At 37.6% G+C, this 16107-nt stretch carries 14 protein-coding genes; all 14 read right to left on the bottom strand.

Features of this window, described 5'->3' with window-relative positions; genetic code table 11:
* Positions 1–1323: a type VI secretion system baseplate subunit TssK gene (gene tssK, locus BTO22_RS04430; protein ID WP_105054446.1), complete on the bottom strand. Its 1323-nt coding sequence runs from the start codon at positions 1321–1323 to the stop codon at positions 1–3.
* An 11-nt stretch (positions 1324–1334) separates the two neighbouring features.
* Positions 1335–1850, bottom strand: a complete 516-nt coding sequence (gene tssJ, locus BTO22_RS04435) for a type VI secretion system lipoprotein TssJ (protein ID WP_258132443.1) — start codon at positions 1848–1850, stop codon at positions 1335–1337.
* A gap of 10 nt (positions 1851–1860) precedes the next feature.
* Entirely contained in the window at positions 1861–3147 is a 1287-nt protein-coding gene (gene tagH, locus BTO22_RS04440; protein ID WP_105054448.1) for a type VI secretion system-associated FHA domain protein TagH, read from the bottom strand.
* A gap of 132 nt (positions 3148–3279) precedes the next feature.
* On the bottom strand, positions 3280–4848 hold the full coding sequence (locus tag BTO22_RS04450) for a sigma-54 interaction domain-containing protein (protein WP_061002071.1): 1569 nt from the start codon (positions 4846–4848) through the stop codon (positions 3280–3282).
* 2 nt (positions 4849–4850) lie between these two features.
* Positions 4851–7433, bottom strand: coding sequence for a type VI secretion system ATPase TssH (gene tssH, locus BTO22_RS04455; protein ID WP_105054450.1), 2583 nt, complete (start codon positions 7431–7433; stop codon positions 4851–4853).
* Positions 7430–8467 (bottom strand): type VI secretion system baseplate subunit TssG, encoded by a 1038-nt coding sequence (tssG, locus tag BTO22_RS04460; protein ID WP_105054451.1) that lies wholly within the window; start codon positions 8465–8467, stop codon positions 7430–7432. The genes tssH and tssG overlap by 4 nt, the downstream gene beginning before the upstream one ends.
* Positions 8431–10182, bottom strand: coding sequence for a type VI secretion system baseplate subunit TssF (gene tssF / locus BTO22_RS04465; RefSeq protein WP_061028422.1), 1752 nt, complete (start codon positions 10180–10182; stop codon positions 8431–8433). The genes tssG and tssF overlap by 37 nt, the downstream gene beginning before the upstream one ends.
* Positions 10179–10604: a type VI secretion system baseplate subunit TssE gene (tssE, locus tag BTO22_RS04470; protein WP_060990630.1), complete on the bottom strand. Its 426-nt coding sequence runs from the start codon at positions 10602–10604 to the stop codon at positions 10179–10181. Before tssE ends, tssF begins: the two co-directional genes overlap by 4 nt.
* A gap of 86 nt (positions 10605–10690) precedes the next feature.
* Positions 10691–12166, bottom strand: a complete 1476-nt coding sequence (gene tssC / locus BTO22_RS04475) for a type VI secretion system contractile sheath large subunit (RefSeq protein ID WP_061002079.1) — start codon at positions 12164–12166, stop codon at positions 10691–10693.
* Positions 12167–12169: 3 nt separating this feature from the next.
* A complete protein-coding gene (gene tssB / locus BTO22_RS04480) occupies positions 12170–12667 on the bottom strand; it encodes a type VI secretion system contractile sheath small subunit (protein WP_105054452.1) in 498 nt (165 codons plus the stop codon).
* A gap of 49 nt (positions 12668–12716) precedes the next feature.
* Complete coding sequence (tssA, locus tag BTO22_RS04485; protein WP_105054453.1) at positions 12717–14267, bottom strand: type VI secretion system protein TssA; 1551 nt, start codon at positions 14265–14267, stop codon at positions 12717–12719.
* Between the two features lie 277 nt (positions 14268–14544).
* Positions 14545–14742: a pleiotropic regulatory protein RsmS gene (gene rsmS, locus BTO22_RS04490; protein ID WP_105054454.1), complete on the bottom strand. Its 198-nt coding sequence runs from the start codon at positions 14740–14742 to the stop codon at positions 14545–14547.
* The gene (locus tag BTO22_RS04495) at positions 14735–15286 is read right to left on the bottom strand and encodes a primosomal replication protein (RefSeq protein ID WP_105054455.1); all 552 of its coding nucleotides are present in this window, start codon (positions 15284–15286) and stop codon (positions 14735–14737) included. Before BTO22_RS04495 ends, rsmS begins: the two co-directional genes overlap by 8 nt.
* Positions 15287–15313: 27 nt before the next feature.
* Positions 15314–16084, bottom strand: coding sequence for a TSUP family transporter (locus BTO22_RS04500; protein ID WP_105054456.1), 771 nt, complete (start codon positions 16082–16084; stop codon positions 15314–15316).
* Between the last annotated feature and the right edge of the window lie 23 nt (positions 16085–16107).

Consider the following 16107-nt stretch of genomic DNA (forward strand, 5'->3'; position numbering starts at 1 on the left):
TTAACGATTCCTTATTGCCCAGAAGAAGAGTGAAAGTTCAGGGAAGTCGCCTGCAATGTGAAAGGCAAACCCACCAGATTGAGTGAGTTGTGAGCGATCATTCGTGTTTAAATCTAAGGTGAAATAACAATAGTCACCATGGAATGGAACTTGTCTTGGTGCGACAGAGAGAGAGCGACATGTTATTCCTGGCAGTTGTAGGTTTACTAAGTTGCGAATTTTTTCAACTGGCCCTACTTTTAGTTGTGGTGGTAATTGCTTACGTAGGGTTTCTTCATCGGTGTGAGAGCGTGCAGCCAGAATAAAGGTCGCTTCTTGTAATAAAGTATCATCTGATATTGGCGCGATCAGTACACCGTGGTTACGTTTTTGAAGTGGGATTTCAAACGCGTTTTGTTTTAACGATTGGTTTAGTTGTTTACGAAGTTGGAATAATATTTTCTCAAAAGCGTCACCTTGCTCTTTGTGATTGTAAGCGAGTTCAAGGTTCGCTCGGCGATGAGTTGAGTCATAAGTTGAGAGTTCACCTTGTAATGACGCAAGAAGTAAGAAAAGTTCTTCGGGATGATAGTAAGAGCTTTTGTTTAAATAATTAAGGTGAGGCTCGTATTTATTTAGTAATTGTAATAATAAAAAATCACCTATTTCTGATGTCGCGTGCCCTGATTGAGTTATACGTTCTGCCAATATGTCTGCTTTATGGGTTACTAAAGTAAGCACTTCTCGTAATGATCTGTGCACTAATGAAGAGTGTAAACCATTGATAAAGCTAGCTTCAAAATTAGGGTTTAGTTGAATCGCTCCTTCAGGTGTAACTTGTTTGATTTCACACAGTTTTAGTTTTACCCAATGATTATCTATTTCCTTTTCGGTAATAATATGGAAATCTAATTCGCCGCAGCTGATTGTTTGTAGGTTTTGGACTTGTGCATTGTTATCAGAAACGGTCAGGTCATAAGAGACGTAGCGTGTGTTTATTTCGGTTTCTTTTTCAGTACGAGCTTCAGGGCTATTTATTGTAGACAGTGAAATAACCAAATACAGATTTAGATTGGTTGCTGGTGCGTCGGACTCCCAAACAATAGGGTTTGTTTGATGTTGAATATCAAATAAAGAGCCATCCGGTAGAATACCGGAGGCTTGATTGATGACAATTTTCCCCACTGATAAATGATGATTATCAAAGCTTAATGAGTGAAATCCCCAATTGAATCTATGCTGCTGCTGTGTTCTGACTTGCAGTTGATGTTGGTAATAGCGATCATTTTGCTGAAAGTGTTGAGGGCGCAATAGCATGCCTTCTTTCCAGATTACTTTTTGCATTTATCAGCCCTCTATATACGCGTGCTATTGTTGGATGGTGTTGGTTTCTTTTTTACTCGTTCTAGTTTTACAATGGCGCTGTCTGTTGCAATTAATTCTATTTTTTGTGCTTCTTCAGGCTCTACGCTATAAATGTAATACCAATCTGCACTTTCGATATTTTGATAAGCTCCGATCACTGCAAGATATTGACCTTTGATGTCTAATTTTAGCTTGATGGTTTTTTTATCTCCTGGTCTTAGAATTAGCTCTTCTTGGGCGATAAAATCAGAGCCAAGTGTTGATTTAGCATTATTATATAAATCAAAGAATTCGGCATTTTCAAAACTGGTTATTGATGAAATTTCAATGATTTTGACGACTAGTGGAGACGGGCGTTCGACATGATCTGGGTTTAGATTTGCAGATGCATTAAGTGTTAATGCAACATAGGTTGGATCAGGAGTATTGCTGCACGCACTTATAAAAAGTAGGGTGATGAGAGAAAACAGTTTTTTCATGATAGTTACGTCCTTTTTATCACTCATAATTTGGTTACTAAACGCGAAGCGCTGCGGACAGCATCTGTAATTGAGACTCATATTGTTTAGCAAAATCTTGCTCTAATAAGGCATTTCGCCAATCTTTATCTTTGCTTATTTTTTCATGTAATTTTGTATAGGATTGCCAGTATTGAGCATCTGCTTTGCCGAATCGGTTTTGTACACCATCCTGAACAAAACGATATATCAAGGTTTGCGGTGATAACTTTTCAATCAAAGCATCTAAGGTGTGCAGGCAAGCGTCATGGATGGCGAGTTGATTGGCTTGGATGTCTTTACAGCTTTGGTTGATGGCTTCGATACCTTGTAAATAGCCAGGTTTATGATTAATGATGACATTTAAGGCATCATTGACATCATGACTAAATTTAATAGGATTATTTCCTTGTGCTTGAATTGTGGTTGCATTAGCAGTCAGTTTGTTTTTAATTTCAGTTCGGGTGCGAAGTAATTGCTGAATACCATTAACAGAACTTCGTAATGCCGATCCAATATCAAATAGAGTTTGTTCTGGATTTTCTAAATTTGCTAATTCGATACCAAGCCCTTTTGATAAGGCTGCTAAATAAGCATCATTATGGTTTTCTGTTGGCGTTATCTTAGTTTGCTCAGTTTTTTGTGGTGACTTCTTAGTCTCTACTTTTTCTGAGTCATATGATTCGATGGGTTGTGCTTCAAGTTCAATGTCTTCATTAATGATGTCGTCTTTTAATACTGGTGAAATAAACTGTTCTTTGAGTAACGAGTCATCAACGGTTGCTTGAGAGGGAACCGTATCTTTAACCTGTTTGAGAAGGATTTCTTCATCGCTATTTAGTAGTTCCTCGATTGGAGTATTACTTAAAAAACTGTCATCAGGGATCATGTCAAAAACCGATGGATTTTGATCAGTTCCGTGATTAGCTAATGGATCTAAACTCTTGTTGCTGTTTGTTTCTGGAGATGAATAATTAGTAGGGTCTTGAAGGATGCGAGCTCTAATTTTAATAAAACCTAGTTCATACACATCACCGTGAGACACTGGGTGTAATTCTCCGCTGTTTAAAGACGCTTCTTGTCCATTAAAGTAAGTCCCATTAGTACTGTTATCTGTAATGAAGTATTGTTCGTCGTCATAACTTATAGAGGCGTGAACATTTGAGAGCTGACGTTTTGAATCAGCAATATACCAATCGGCATTAGGACTACGACCTATGGTGCCTCCCGTTTTTTTGAAGGTGAATGTTGGCAGGGTGTCGATAGGAAGATCGTGTGATTGAATTATATCAAAGGCCAGTTCCATGTTATTCCTCCTCTGAAACTAGGGTTGTTTGTTCTTGTGGTTCGGGATCGCCAACGGGACGATAATCATCGTAATTACTGCATGCAGAAAGCAGCGAGATAGTTATGAGTAGTGAAAAGCGTAACAACATGCTTAATATCTCCATTCCTTGGCGGATAAGTTAAATTTTCTTAATCGATAATCAAGTGAGCCCTTTGAAAGCTCCAATCTATTTGCAACCGTTTGAAGGTGTCCTTGGTGTTTTTCTAAATATGCCATTAGAACTGTTTTTTCAAATTGTTCGATTTGAGAAGAAAGACTGCCAGTTTGTTGGTTTTCATTCTGTCTCTGAGGGGTCATCATCATGAGTTCGTTCAAGACTTGAATAATAACGATTTTGTCTAGTTTCTTACTTTCAGGAGCCTCCATACAACAACGTTCAATGATATTTTTGAGTTCACGGACGTTACCGGGAAAAGAATAGGTTGTTAGATATTCAATAAACTCTTTGGTTAATTCGGGAGTTGCTTGATGTTGTTCTTGCGCGTAATTGTTGGCAAAGAAATGGCTGAGTAATGCCACGTCACCTTCTCTTTCTCTTAGAGCAGGAAGGGCAATAGGGAATTGAGCTAATCGAAAATAGAGATCTTGGCGAAATTCCCCTTGTTCTATTTTCTTTATTAAAGCTTGATGTGTTGCTGAAATGACTTTTACATCAACATCATAAAGGGTGGTTGAACCAAGAGGCCTCACTTTTTTTTCTTCTAATACACGAAGTAATTTAGCTTGTAATGAACTCGGCATATCACCAATTTCATCCAAGAAAAGAATGCCTTTATCTGCCGAGCGTATTAGTCCTATGTAATCTCTGTCTGCTCCTGTAAATGCGCCTTTTTGATATCCAAATAATTCACTTTCTAATAAATGTTCTGGAATCGAGGCGCAATTTTGAACGACATAAGGTTCGTTTCTACGATTACCAAATTGATGAATGGCTTTTGCTATCAGCTCTTTACCACTGCCGGTTTCTCCTGTAACTAAGACATTACGATTAATATGCAGGGCTTTAGAAATGGTTAAGCGGACTGTTTTTATTGCTTGGCTATTACCAATGATATTGAGATCAGAAGGAATATCTGTATTGTTAGCATACGATGTTAGTTTCGCTTCTAGTGACTTTTGTTGTTTTTTTAGCGCAGAAGCTAAACGATCGACCGCTAAAGAATTCAGAGTATGGATAGTTTGTCGGTCGCTTTGTTTATAAGAAGAAAAACTTGGGTAATAGAACATCAGAACTCCAGATACTCTTTGTTGGGAATTCTTTAATGGCATGAATTCGACTTCACCATCAGTTAATGAGTAATGTTCTGATTGTTCAAAAAGCAAATCCTTAATTTCTTCGCTGCATTGGCTAAAATGAAGATTAAAATTACGTCCTTCTGCCATGCAAAGAGTTAAGGTATTGAATTCTCGATAATCAGTATTAAGACGTTTATTTTTAACGTGATTATGCTCTAAATAGGTTAATTTAATTGTACGTTGATCATTACGTTGAGTATCACCTTCAGCCATTTTAAAAAGTTGTGTTCCTGATACTTGAGATAAGAAACAAATGACTTTTTGAGCGCCACTATGTTTAAGAACACCAGATAACCAACATTGGGTAAACTCACCCAGCTCGTCGTGTTGGTTATTGACGATACTTTGTCCTTGCTTTTGCATGATTATTCCCCAAATTCACAAAAGACGTGCCCGTCGCTGTCAATATCGATAGATATTTGGCTTAGAGGTTCTTGTCGAGCGAGCGCTAGTAATATTTGGGAAGAAAATGCAGGCTTTAATTGAGTGTTGATAATGGCATCTATATTTCTTGCTCCTGTTTCAGTTAATGTGCAACTTTTAGCAATGTGTTGAATGATGTTTTCATTATAAGTAAGTTCTATGTTCTGTTTGGTCAGTTGTGTTTTTAGCTGTTCTAAACGAATTGAGACTAAGGCTTCCATGCTTTCTAAATCAAGCGAGAAGAAAGGAACGACATTCATTCGGCCGACTAATGCAGGTTTAAAATATTGATTTAAGGTTGGACGAATGGCTTTTGTAAGTGCTTCTGTTGTTGGTTTATCGTCTTGATTACAAAGAGCTTCAATCTGATCTGAAGCGAGATTAGATGTCATGATAATTAATGTTTGTTTAAAGTTTATTTCACGACCTTCACCATCATTAGCGGTGCCTTTATCAAAGATTTGGTAAAAGATATTCATTACTTCAGGATCTGCTTTTTCTACTTCATCTAATAGAATCACTGAGTATGGTCTTTGACGTACCGCTTCAGTTAATACGCCGCCTTCACCATAGCCAACGTAGCCCGGAGGAGATCCAATTAAACGAGAGACGGTATGTTTTTCTTGAAATTCTGACATATTGATCGTGGTAAGGAATTGTTCTCCGCCATACATTAAATCAGCAATGGCTTGTGCCGTTTGTGTTTTTCCTACGCCACTTGGACCAACAAACAGGAATACACCAGTAGGCGCATTGGGATTATTAAGTCCGGCAGCGGTTGCTTGGATCGCTTTTTCTAAAGCGATGACGGCTTGGTCTTGACCCTTAATTTGCTCTTTAAGTTGTGCTTTTATATTCAATACTTGGGTTGCTTGACCTCGTTGTAAGGTACTCATTGGAATCCCTGTCCAGTGAGACACTACTTCAGCAATCAGTGATGGGCAAGTTTCATAATTAACTAAAGAACCCGATGATTGAGCTTCAAGGAGTTGTTGATAAATCTCTTGTTGATTACAGATTAAACGTTCACGATCTTCATCATTAGCGCATTGTGATATATCAATTCTTGATGTTAAAAGTGCTTCCGCTAATTCTTTTTGTATTGACCATTTCAGTTCTAATTCATTGGCTTGTTCTTGGGTGTGTATAAGTGTGGATTTAAGATTCAGAATAATATTTGTGTCAATAGAAAGTCCAGCTTGCTGGTCTCTTACTACATAATTGAGTTCACGTTGAGTAATGGTAATCGTGTGTAAAAGTGCTTCTAATGGTTCAGGCTTGGCTTTTAGATTGATCTTGACACGAGCACAGGCTGTATCAAGAAGATCGATGGCTTTGTCTGGTAGTTGTCGGCCACTAATGTATCGAGCTGATAGTTCAGCAGCGGCAATAATGGCATCGTCTCGTACATAGACACCATGGCTTTCTTCATAGCATCCAGCTAAACCGCGTAATATAGTCACGGCTTGTTCTACCGTTGGCTCGTTCACTTTGACGGGTTGGAAGCGTCGTGCTAATGCGGGATCCTTTTCAATGTATTTTTTATATTCTGACCATGTAGTTGCACCAATAGTCCGAAGCTCTCCACGAGCAAGAGCTGGTTTTAATAGGTTTGCTGCGTCGTTACTGCCACCTTGACCACCAGCACCAATAAGCGTATGTGCTTCATCAATAAAAAGAATGATAGGCATTGGGTTTTCTTGAACTGCGGTAATGACAGAGTTAAGACGACGTTCAAATTCCCCCTTAATGCTTGCTCCTGCTTGTAATAATCCTAGATCGAGCGAAAGAAGAGAGACATGTTCTAATAATTCAGGAACTTCACCTTGTACTATTTTTATTGCTAAGCCTTCAACCAGTGCGGTTTTCCCTACACCAGCCTCACCAACAATCATCGGATTGTTTTTACGGCGACGAGCTAAAATGTCGATCATTTGTCTGATCTCACTGTCTCGACATAGAACAGGGTCTATCTTTTTTTCTTTTGCTAATTGAGTGTAATTGGTTGTATAGGATTCAAGCGCATTTTGATGCTCATGATTTGTTGATTTTTTTTGTTCTGTGGAATTAATTAAACCTTCGACTTGCTGTTTTAATGATGTAGCTGGAATAACACTTAGTTCTCGATAATAGGGTGTGTGTCCATATTTATTAGGGTGAGTAAGCAAGGTTAATAATAAATTAGCTGCAAGTATTTCTGAGAGTTGCATTTCAAGCATGGAATACAAGTAGCTCTCTTGTAGCCATTCAATTAAAGCAGTCGAAAGTACAGGGTGGTTGCTTTCAGAAGATGTATTTTTTCTACCGTGTTGTAATGCTTCAATTAAATGTTCGGTAGAAACATGATATTGCTGACAGGCTTTATTCCAAAAACTCTGGGGGTCATTAAGTGCCGCGAGAATAAAGTCTTCACAAAGCACTTCATTCCCTCCACGAGTAACGCAGAGTTGAGCCGCTTGTTCTAATGCTAAGTGAGATTCTTTATCTAATGTTTTAATTAGTTGAGGTAGTTCTACGTTAATCATAATGTCTTTCCTGAAAGTGTAATACGGCCTTCATTAGCACTTGAACCTAGCCAGCTCGTCCAACCTAAGCAGCATTCGTTGCTGTCTGATAGCGTTAATGGACGGGGTTCTCCGTTTTTTAAATGAAGTTGAATATCAAAATCGAGTGGATCTTTGACAGTAAATTGAACCAGTCTGTTTAAAGTGAACCAGTTTGGTTTATTTATTAAAAATGAATGGAAGTGCTCCCATGTTAATTGCGTAATATGGATACGAAATTTATTAGCACGATCGGGAGCATTGTCTCCCAATACTGAGCTATTTGATAGTGATGCGTTACTTTGGCCTAAAGCACAAAGTTGTGTGGTAGGGATTTGGCAGTGACGTAAAATACATTCTTCAATGTAAATATCGGGATGCTGAAAGTAATAACGCAGCAGCGCTTCAATCGTATTTGCAGAACGAACTCGTTGACTAAGTAAGCCCAAATAAGGGAAAAGTCGTGGCCAGTTAATCGATTTATCTTCTCTGAGTTCCTCACTTTTTAGTCCTAATAACGCAAAAATATGTTGAGAAAAAGGGTCATTAGCTCCTTCTCTAAATGCCGCGTTATATCGGTATTTTTGCCATACGGTTCGAATGAGGCGATGGAGGCGGTGATGGAAAATATCTAAGAATGGCTTAAGAACATTATTCTCATCTTGTGATAAATAATCATTATAGTAATGGGGTAATGGAGATGATGCCCCGATCAGAGAAAGCATGTTTAGCGTTAGAGTCACTTTTGGTAATTTATCGCTATGTATTGCGATAGACACCGATTGGATTTCTCGTGGTGCAAAACCCTGTGAAGCATTCGCAATAAATTGAATGCGCTCATACGCTAGATCATGAGGTAAATCATAATGCAGACTCAACTGGTGGCAAATATGATCCAACGCTTTCATTAGTGATAAATGGCCGATGTGTTTGATCGAAAGATCAAGGTCTTCCACAAGAGTTGTTATTTGTTTAAGCATTAGATTAGAGGTTGCTGTCCCATTCGTGGTTGCCATGAATAGTCTCCTCCATCAGTACTTGTTACGTTAAGTTGGTTAAATGAATTTATACTGGTGTAAAGAGAAAGGAATTCATTGATAACACTGGCAAACAAATACAGCTCACCCTCACATAGAAAGTGTTTACTATTGAGCTGTAAATGCGTATTCATTGCTCGAACAGGAGCACCTTCATAAAGCATATCGCTTGGTTTTGTGGTTATGTTTTCGATGCCATCAATCAATCGTTGGTGTTTTTTCCCTTTAGCATCATCTTGCTGCCCTGCAAAATCATAAGCCAATAAGATACGCTTGAATGCTTCTGGCTTTGTTAGTGATAAATAGTTGAGAGACATATTTGAGATCAAAGACCAGAGCCCATCTTTTTCAATGGGGGGAGTATAACAAGGAGTAACGGCACGAATGTTGGTAAACTCGACAGAGCCTGTCGTTTGCGATGTGGTTTGGGTTATCGAATCAATTGCCAAACGCTGTGCTAAAGGACCATTACATGCAGTAACACCAAGGGAAACGGTTATATTTTTGGTAAAGGTATACTGAGAACGGAATGATAAATAGGTATCAAAATGCCCAGTTACAATGTTCTTTTCTTGTCGAATACTGTAATAGTTTGAATATTTATCAGAATCGTTATGTTCAAAAGATTCGAAATGATAAAAATCTATACGTCCTTTTTGACCAGGGTTCCAGCCATGGACTTCTTCAATCGATAAAATAGTGCTTTGGTTGTCATTTAATGATGAGGGCTTGATCTTATATTGATCTTTACGATGTGTTAATAAAAGTGGCTGCGTATCTGTTTTAAATGAATTCACAATCGGAGTACAAAACAGTTCTGGTTGTACGCGATTAGCATAAAAAGGTTGGTGAGTAATATTGGCTAAAGTGAATTTGATATCGACGTATTTACAGCCTTCACTAAACGAAGCTGGCCAAACTGGCAACTCGGTTAAGTCAATGTAGTAATATTTTTCAGGATAACAAAAAAACTCTTGGATGTGGCGATAACCTTCAAATGTGTTTAGTGGGTAATCAAAGAGATTTTGATCAGTAGAAAAACCAACAGATTGAATGCTTTCTGTTGGGAAGGTACTTCGATTAATCAGTTCTTGGTTATCATTTAATGCACAGAATTCAGCTTGGGTTGTGGCAGAACGTAAGGCCATGATTAAAGAAAGACAGCTTGCTTTATCGCCATTAAAATGAATTTTAAGTTTTGACATTCCTAATGAATGAAGGTTGATACCAGAATCTAGTTTTAGACGAAGTTGATATATTCCTCCATTCCCATTTGCCATAAATGATGAAGAATGGATAGAGATAGGGTAAATATCAATGTCGTAACACGTTTTGAATTGGCACTGAATACCATCAATAGGTTGACTTAATACTTCTGTACCGCGAGGTATTCGTGTTTTTTGTGTTAATTCACTAACAGGAGTGAATCTTAATGTACTCATTGCTGGTATAGCTTGAACGTAGTTTGGCCACAATAATCGCATTAGTGAATGAGTTAATTCTGGTAGTTGATTATCTAAACGTTGGTGTAAACGGCCAACTAAAAAAGCAAAGCCCTCAAACAAGCGTTCAATATCAGGATCGAGTCCTTCTTGACCAAGAAAGGGTGCCAAAGCTGGATTTTCTTCAGAGAATGATTTCCCAAGTTCTCGTAAGGCAACCAGTTCAGATTGATAATAGTTATTAAAACTCATGCTGCACCTTGCATATTAAGGTGGTTAGTTTTTTGACCGCTTGTTTGAGCATGAGTTGTAAATGAAATAGGGGTGCATTTACCATTGAATATAATGTCACCCTGAACATCAAAATACAGGTGAAGTGGGCTATAAATATCGCCTAGATAATGTACTTTAATGTTAGTTATGCGTTTTTCATAATGGTGGATTACCCTTTCAACCTCTCTTTTTACATGAATTATGGCGTCATGAGGTGTCATATGAGACATATTAAGGTCGGGTAAACCTAAGTCTGGACATATAAGAGCATCGCCTTGTCGGGTTGATAATAGTTGAGCGACATGCAAGCGAATAGACTCTGTAATCTCTAACGATGTAGAGACAAGATTATGTTGTGTTGTCCCTGTTAATAATCGCTCAAATAGTCGTTGTGATGCCATGTGTAATTAATCCTTAAAGTGGTAAAGTATCCGACAATTTATGTGCTTGTAATCCCTCAGTGTTTATTAAGCACTGAGGGGACTTATTATTCTTGGTCTAACTTACCAACCAATGAGAGTGTGAAATCAGATCCCATGTATTTAAAATGAGGGCGAACAGATAGATTTACGCGATACCAGCCTGGGCTTCCTTCAACATCGCAGACTTCAATATTTGCAGCTCGTAGAGGGCGGCGACTGCGAACCTCTGCTGGTGGGTTTTCTTGATCTGCTATGTATTGACGGATCCAAGAGTTTAGCTCTTGTTCTAAATCGGTTCTCTCTTTCCAGCTGCCAATTTGTTCGCGCTGTAATACTTTAATGTAATGAGCTAGACGACTAATAATGAACAGATATGGAAGTTGAGTTCCTAGGCGATAGTTAAGCTCTTTATTTTTACCTTCTTCACTATTACCAAAAAATTTAGCTTTTTGAACTGAGTTTGCAGAGAAGAAAGCTGCATTATCAGATCCTTTGCGCATAGTTAACGCAATAAAGCCTTCTTCAGCCAGCTCATATTCTCGGCGATCTGAGACTAATACTTCGGTTGGGATCTTTGTTTCAATATCGCCCATACTTTCAAAGTGATGAAGGGGAAGATCTTCAACTGCGCCACCAGATTGTGGCCCGATAATGTTTGGGCACCAACGGAAGTTAGCAAAACTTTCAGTTATACGAGTCGCCATTGTAAAAGCAGTATTGCCCCACAAATAATCTTCATGAGTAGCAGAGACATTTTCATGGTAATTAAATGTTTTAACTGGATTGTCTTCAGGGTCATAAGGCTGACGTAGCAAGAATCGAGGCAGGGTTAATCCGACAAATCGGGAATCTTCTTGTTCACGGAATTTTTGCCACTTTGAGTATTGTGGGCTTTCAAAATGATCACTTAGATCTTTTAAATCAGGTAACCCTTCAAAAGATTCCAAACCAAAGAATTTAGGCCCTGCAGCTGAAATGAATGGGGCATGAGCCATCGCAGCTACAGAAGCCAAGTTTTGTAGATTTTTAATATCGGGCGCAGAAGGACCAAAGTGATAGTTACCAATAATAGCGCCGACAGGTTGGCCACCAAACGTGCCAAACTCGTTAGTGTAGACATGCTTATAGAGACCTGATTGGGTAATATCTGAGGCATCTTCGAAATCCTCTAATAAATCATTTTTTGATATGCTAATGACTTCAATTTTAATGTTTTCACGGAAGTCGGTACGATCAACAAGTAATTTTAATCCACGCCATGAAGATTCTAATTGTTGAAATGATTCATGATGTAGGATTTCATCGACTTGCTGACTTAACTTTTGATCGATTTCTGTAATCATTTTGTCTATAAGTGCTTTTTTGACTGGTTCTTCTTGGTTTTGTGGTTTTAGTAGCTCTTCAATGAAAGCACTAACACCGCGTTTAGCAATACCATAGGTTTCATCTTCTGGTGTTAAATTGGTTTGAGCTACGATTTGATCAAGAAGGCCGACGGTAATGTCATTTTGTGCTTCTTGAACTGTACTTACGTCTGTCATGGATTATTCCTTTTCCTTTGCTAAACCTAACTCGTTTAGTAATTTTTCACGTGCACTTTCATCAACTAGAGCATCTTCGATCGCTTTTCTAAATGAAGGTGCATTTCCTAATGGACCTTTTAGAGAAACAAGAGCTTCACGTAGATCCATTAAGCCTTTTAATTCAGGCACTTGTTCTACAATGCTGGCAGGATCAAAATCATTGATTTTTTTAAATGAAAGATCGACCGCTATTTTTTCAGGGCCTTCGCCATCTTGAAGTTGGTTTTTTACACCAAATGAAATATTCAGATTTTGCTTTTCAATGACATCATTAAAATTGCTTTTATCGACACTGAATGGTTTTCTGTCTTCGAGTTGTCGTTCATCGTCTTGAAGAGTGAAATCACCCAGTACCATCATTTTTAGTGGCAATTCAAGCTCTTCGGCTGAATCAGAGGTTGCTGGTTTGAATGTCACATTTACACGCTCTTTTGGCGCGACAGATCCATCTTTTGACATGGGGGCTCCTAGATTTGTAATTTAAGAACAGCTCAAATATATAAACTGTTTAGTAATTAAGTACTCGTATTGGATTTAAGCAACAGAGTCGTTCACGTAAGGTTATTATTAATTGGGTATCTTGTTTTTTCACAGGAAGTTTGCTTTGACAGGTAAGCCAAAGATCTAATAAACGTTCTTCAAGTAAGGGATCCCACAATGTTAATACAGAATGTGAGTATTGATTATCTAACCAACGAAGAAGAGGGGCTGCGAGTTCGTATTTGTTTGCATGTAACAACAGTGTTGCTTGTGAAAACTGCCAAAAGAAAGCTTCTCGTGCAGAGCGAGATTGGTGATGCCCAATAATAAGAGGCTGTAATACATCACTTAAAGGTTCTTGTTTTAATAAAGGTAATGCTTCTTTGAGTACTAAGTCCCACTCACTTGATGTGTTTCTTTCGGTAAACTGTGGTTTTAGTTGGGTTTGGCTTGTATTTTGAGAGCAATGTTGTTCGATCCATATTTGTGTTTCTGGTTTAGCAAATTCAGAACCATCATCAAATTTAAGATCTGTAATTTTAGGGGCTTTCTTGATAAGTAAGGAAAGCTGATCTGTTACAGATTGAGCGGCATCGTGATAGTTTAATTCAGTTAAGGTTTCCCATGCCATGAAATGGCCATCAAGCCAGAAAGGAGACTTAGATAGACTCTCTTCAAGGTCTATAAGCAAGGCTGCATGATTTGCTTGATTTTTTAGTTGAATTAAATGCTGTTGTCTTGCTTGTGGAACAGGTTTGAGCGTCGTGATGTTATCGTCGTTACTTGACGGCGTTTGAGTTATAGTGACCCAGGTTAATGTACGACTTAATTGATAAGCTTTTTCGTCACCAATGTTCTGATTAAGCCAATATTTTGAAAGATTACGAGTGACCTCTTGCAGATGACGTAATGCTTTATTTGCATCACGTTCATTAGCGATATCTGCATGTGATAATGAAATGCTTGTTGAGTGAGATATAGTATTAATGGATTGAGTTGAAGGTGTTTTTATTGGTTCAATTGTTGATGGTGTAGCCTCTGATGTTACTCGTTTTTTATGTTTATTAACGTGGCTGATTAATAAAGAAAGAGTGTCTGTTTTTGACTCGAAAATAGAAATTATTGATTCATCTAACTTTAATAAAATATCTATTAGATTATCAATAATTTCAATGTCTAGCATATTGCTAGTTATTGATTTAGTTTCTTCATTAATAACATTAACTATTTTGTTAATAGAGGAATATTGTTGTTTTGCTCTTTTTGGGTAAATGTTATCTCTATATTTAATGATGAATTCATTAATTAATGTTAAAAGAGAAATATAATCAATAGATGATGAAATATGCTGAAATGAAAGTAACATCCAATAAAGTACACGATAGTCTTTACTGTTTTTTGATATTAAATTCAATGAATTAACGTGAACCACCTGCCAGTCTGTGTTGCTTGTAGCAAAAAGATCTGTGGCTTTGTTTATTTCATTTTCAATAGATTCAAACTCAGGCTCATAAGTAAAATCTATGCCTAAGCGATCCTCTTCTGATATGTCAGTGAGGATTTCATTATAAGAAAACATATTTACCCTAGCTAATACCGGTCGATGTAAGCATTAGATTGCTTTTTATCAATACTGATATGATGACGTTTTAATTATTTATTATTGATTTGATTTTTATTACAAATCTATTTATTTATATATAAATATTAAATGGCTAAAATAAAATAATAAAGAGGAATAATTTTCGATGAAAATTAATTGGGAAATAGATCTAATTTTTATGAAAACAAATCAAATAGAACTATTTCATAAAGGTTTGATTAGGTTGCACTTGTCTCAAAAGTGAGTTGGATGTCTATTTATTTTCGAAATCATTAAGCACTATTTTTAACGCGCTAATTGCTGTTTTGATTTCAACATTATTATTTTCTAATAAATAAATTAAATCTACGGCGAGTTTTATGTCATCAGGAGCGTTATCAAGAGGACTATTTGTTTTTTCTGCACCCACAATAGTCTCTGTGTTTTCTGTTAGTTTAGGTTTATTAGTCATTCTGCTCTCGATAAGTTATTTGTTGCTCTAGGCGCTTCATTGCTTCTTTACAGCGTTGTAATCGCTTTTCTGTGGTTAAGAGTGTTTTTTGTAATCCTTGTTGTTGAGCAAATGAATTACATTGATTCACAGTATGTTCTTGCTCGCGTACCATTTGAGTTAATCGACGCTCCCATTCTTGATGTTGGGCTAAGTCTTGGTACATATCACTAATTGGTTTTTTATAACTGCCTTTTGGACGAGGCTCATTAGAGCGAATACGTTGAGTTGCTACTTCGCGCTGAACGGCTTGGATCTGTGAGACAAGCATTTGAGTTAAGTATTCAGCGCGTTGTGCTGTGAGAATGTTTGATTGTTCTTCACGCTGTATTGATTTGAGTGTTTCTTTTGTTTCATTGATACATGGAACAAGGTAACGACTTCGGCAGCCAAACAATCGTTCATCAAATAAAGGTAAACGTTGCTCACCGCGACGACGATCTATTTCAGCAGCCGTTTTACCCAGTTGCTCAAGCATGATTTCAATAGAACTAAAATTTGTCATATGAACCTCGGCATAAACAGAGTGGCTTTAAAACCAAGCATCTAAAGCTAATTTGACGGCTAGAATACAAACAACTGTTACAAATACAGGACGAATAAACTTAGAACCAAAACGAATAGCAGAGTGAGCGCCAATAAATGCTCCTGCCATTAAACATACGCCCATAGTAAGGCCTAAGGCCCAGTTGATATGGCCAAGAATAGCAAACGTAATTAATGAGGTAAAATTACTAGTGAAATTCATCGCTTTTGCTAAACCAGAAGCAAGTAAAATATTAAGGTGATAAATTGCCATGCTACTTACTGTCCAAAATGCACCTGTACCTGGGCCAGCAACACCATCATAAAACCCTAATATTGAGCCTTGTATGATCTGCTGTTTTTTTAACTTAGGTGTTTTCTCTGGGAGTACATTTTGGTCTGATATAACACGAGTTGGCCAAATGGTATAAAGGGCGGCAGCTAAAATAACTAAAGGCAGGCCTTTCTCTAGCCATTCAGTTGAAATGTAATTTACAAGTAATGTGCCAAAGGTTGCGCCAAAAAGTGTAGCAATAAAAGAGGCTTTCCAAAAATTAGGGTCGAACAGTTTCTTTTTAAAATAAGTCAATGCTGCTGTTGATGACGCGAAAGTAGCTGCAAGTTTATTTGTACCTAAAGCGATATGTGGCGGTAAACCAATTGAAAGTAAAGCAGGTACAGTTAGCATTCCCCCTCCACCAGCAACAGCATCAATAAATCCAGCGATAAAGGCAACTAATCCCAAAACAATCAGGGTACTAGGCTCAAGAAATTCCATACAGGCTCTTAATATAATGATAT

The organism is Aliivibrio sifiae (assembly GCF_002954705.1).
Lineage (GTDB): Bacteria > Pseudomonadota > Gammaproteobacteria > Enterobacterales > Vibrionaceae > Aliivibrio > Aliivibrio sifiae_A.

Excerpts from the sequence above, each read along its gene's own strand:
- tssK (WP_105054446.1), bottom strand. The coding sequence starts at position 1,323 with ATGCAAAAAGTAATCTGGAAAGAAGGCATGCTATTGCGCCCTCAACAC.
- tssJ (WP_258132443.1), bottom strand. The coding sequence starts at position 1,850 with ATGAGTGATAAAAAGGACGTAACTATCATGAAAAAACTGTTTTCTCTC.
- tagH (WP_105054448.1), bottom strand. The coding sequence starts at position 3,147 with ATGGAACTGGCCTTTGATATAATTCAATCACACGATCTTCCTATCGAC.
- BTO22_RS04450 (WP_061002071.1), bottom strand. The coding sequence starts at position 4,848 with ATGCAAAAGCAAGGACAAAGTATCGTCAATAACCAACACGACGAGCTG.
- tssH (WP_105054450.1), bottom strand. The coding sequence starts at position 7,433 with ATGATTAACGTAGAACTACCTCAACTAATTAAAACATTAGATAAAGAA.
- tssG (WP_105054451.1), bottom strand. The coding sequence starts at position 8,467 with ATGGCAACCACGAATGGGACAGCAACCTCTAATCTAATGCTTAAACAA.
- tssF (WP_061028422.1), bottom strand. The coding sequence starts at position 10,182 with ATGAGTTTTAATAACTATTATCAATCTGAACTGGTTGCCTTACGAGAA.
- tssE (WP_060990630.1), bottom strand. The coding sequence starts at position 10,604 with ATGGCATCACAACGACTATTTGAGCGATTATTAACAGGGACAACACAA.
- tssC (WP_061002079.1), bottom strand. The coding sequence starts at position 12,166 with ATGACAGACGTAAGTACAGTTCAAGAAGCACAAAATGACATTACCGTC.
- tssB (WP_105054452.1), bottom strand. The coding sequence starts at position 12,667 with ATGTCAAAAGATGGATCTGTCGCGCCAAAAGAGCGTGTAAATGTGACA.
- tssA (WP_105054453.1), bottom strand. The coding sequence starts at position 14,267 with ATGTTTTCTTATAATGAAATCCTCACTGACATATCAGAAGAGGATCGC.
- rsmS (WP_105054454.1), bottom strand. The coding sequence starts at position 14,742 with ATGACTAATAAACCTAAACTAACAGAAAACACAGAGACTATTGTGGGT.
- BTO22_RS04495 (WP_105054455.1), bottom strand. The coding sequence starts at position 15,286 with ATGACAAATTTTAGTTCTATTGAAATCATGCTTGAGCAACTGGGTAAA.
- BTO22_RS04500 (WP_105054456.1), bottom strand. The coding sequence starts at position 16,084 with ATGGAATTTCTTGAGCCTAGTACCCTGATTGTTTTGGGATTAGTTGCC.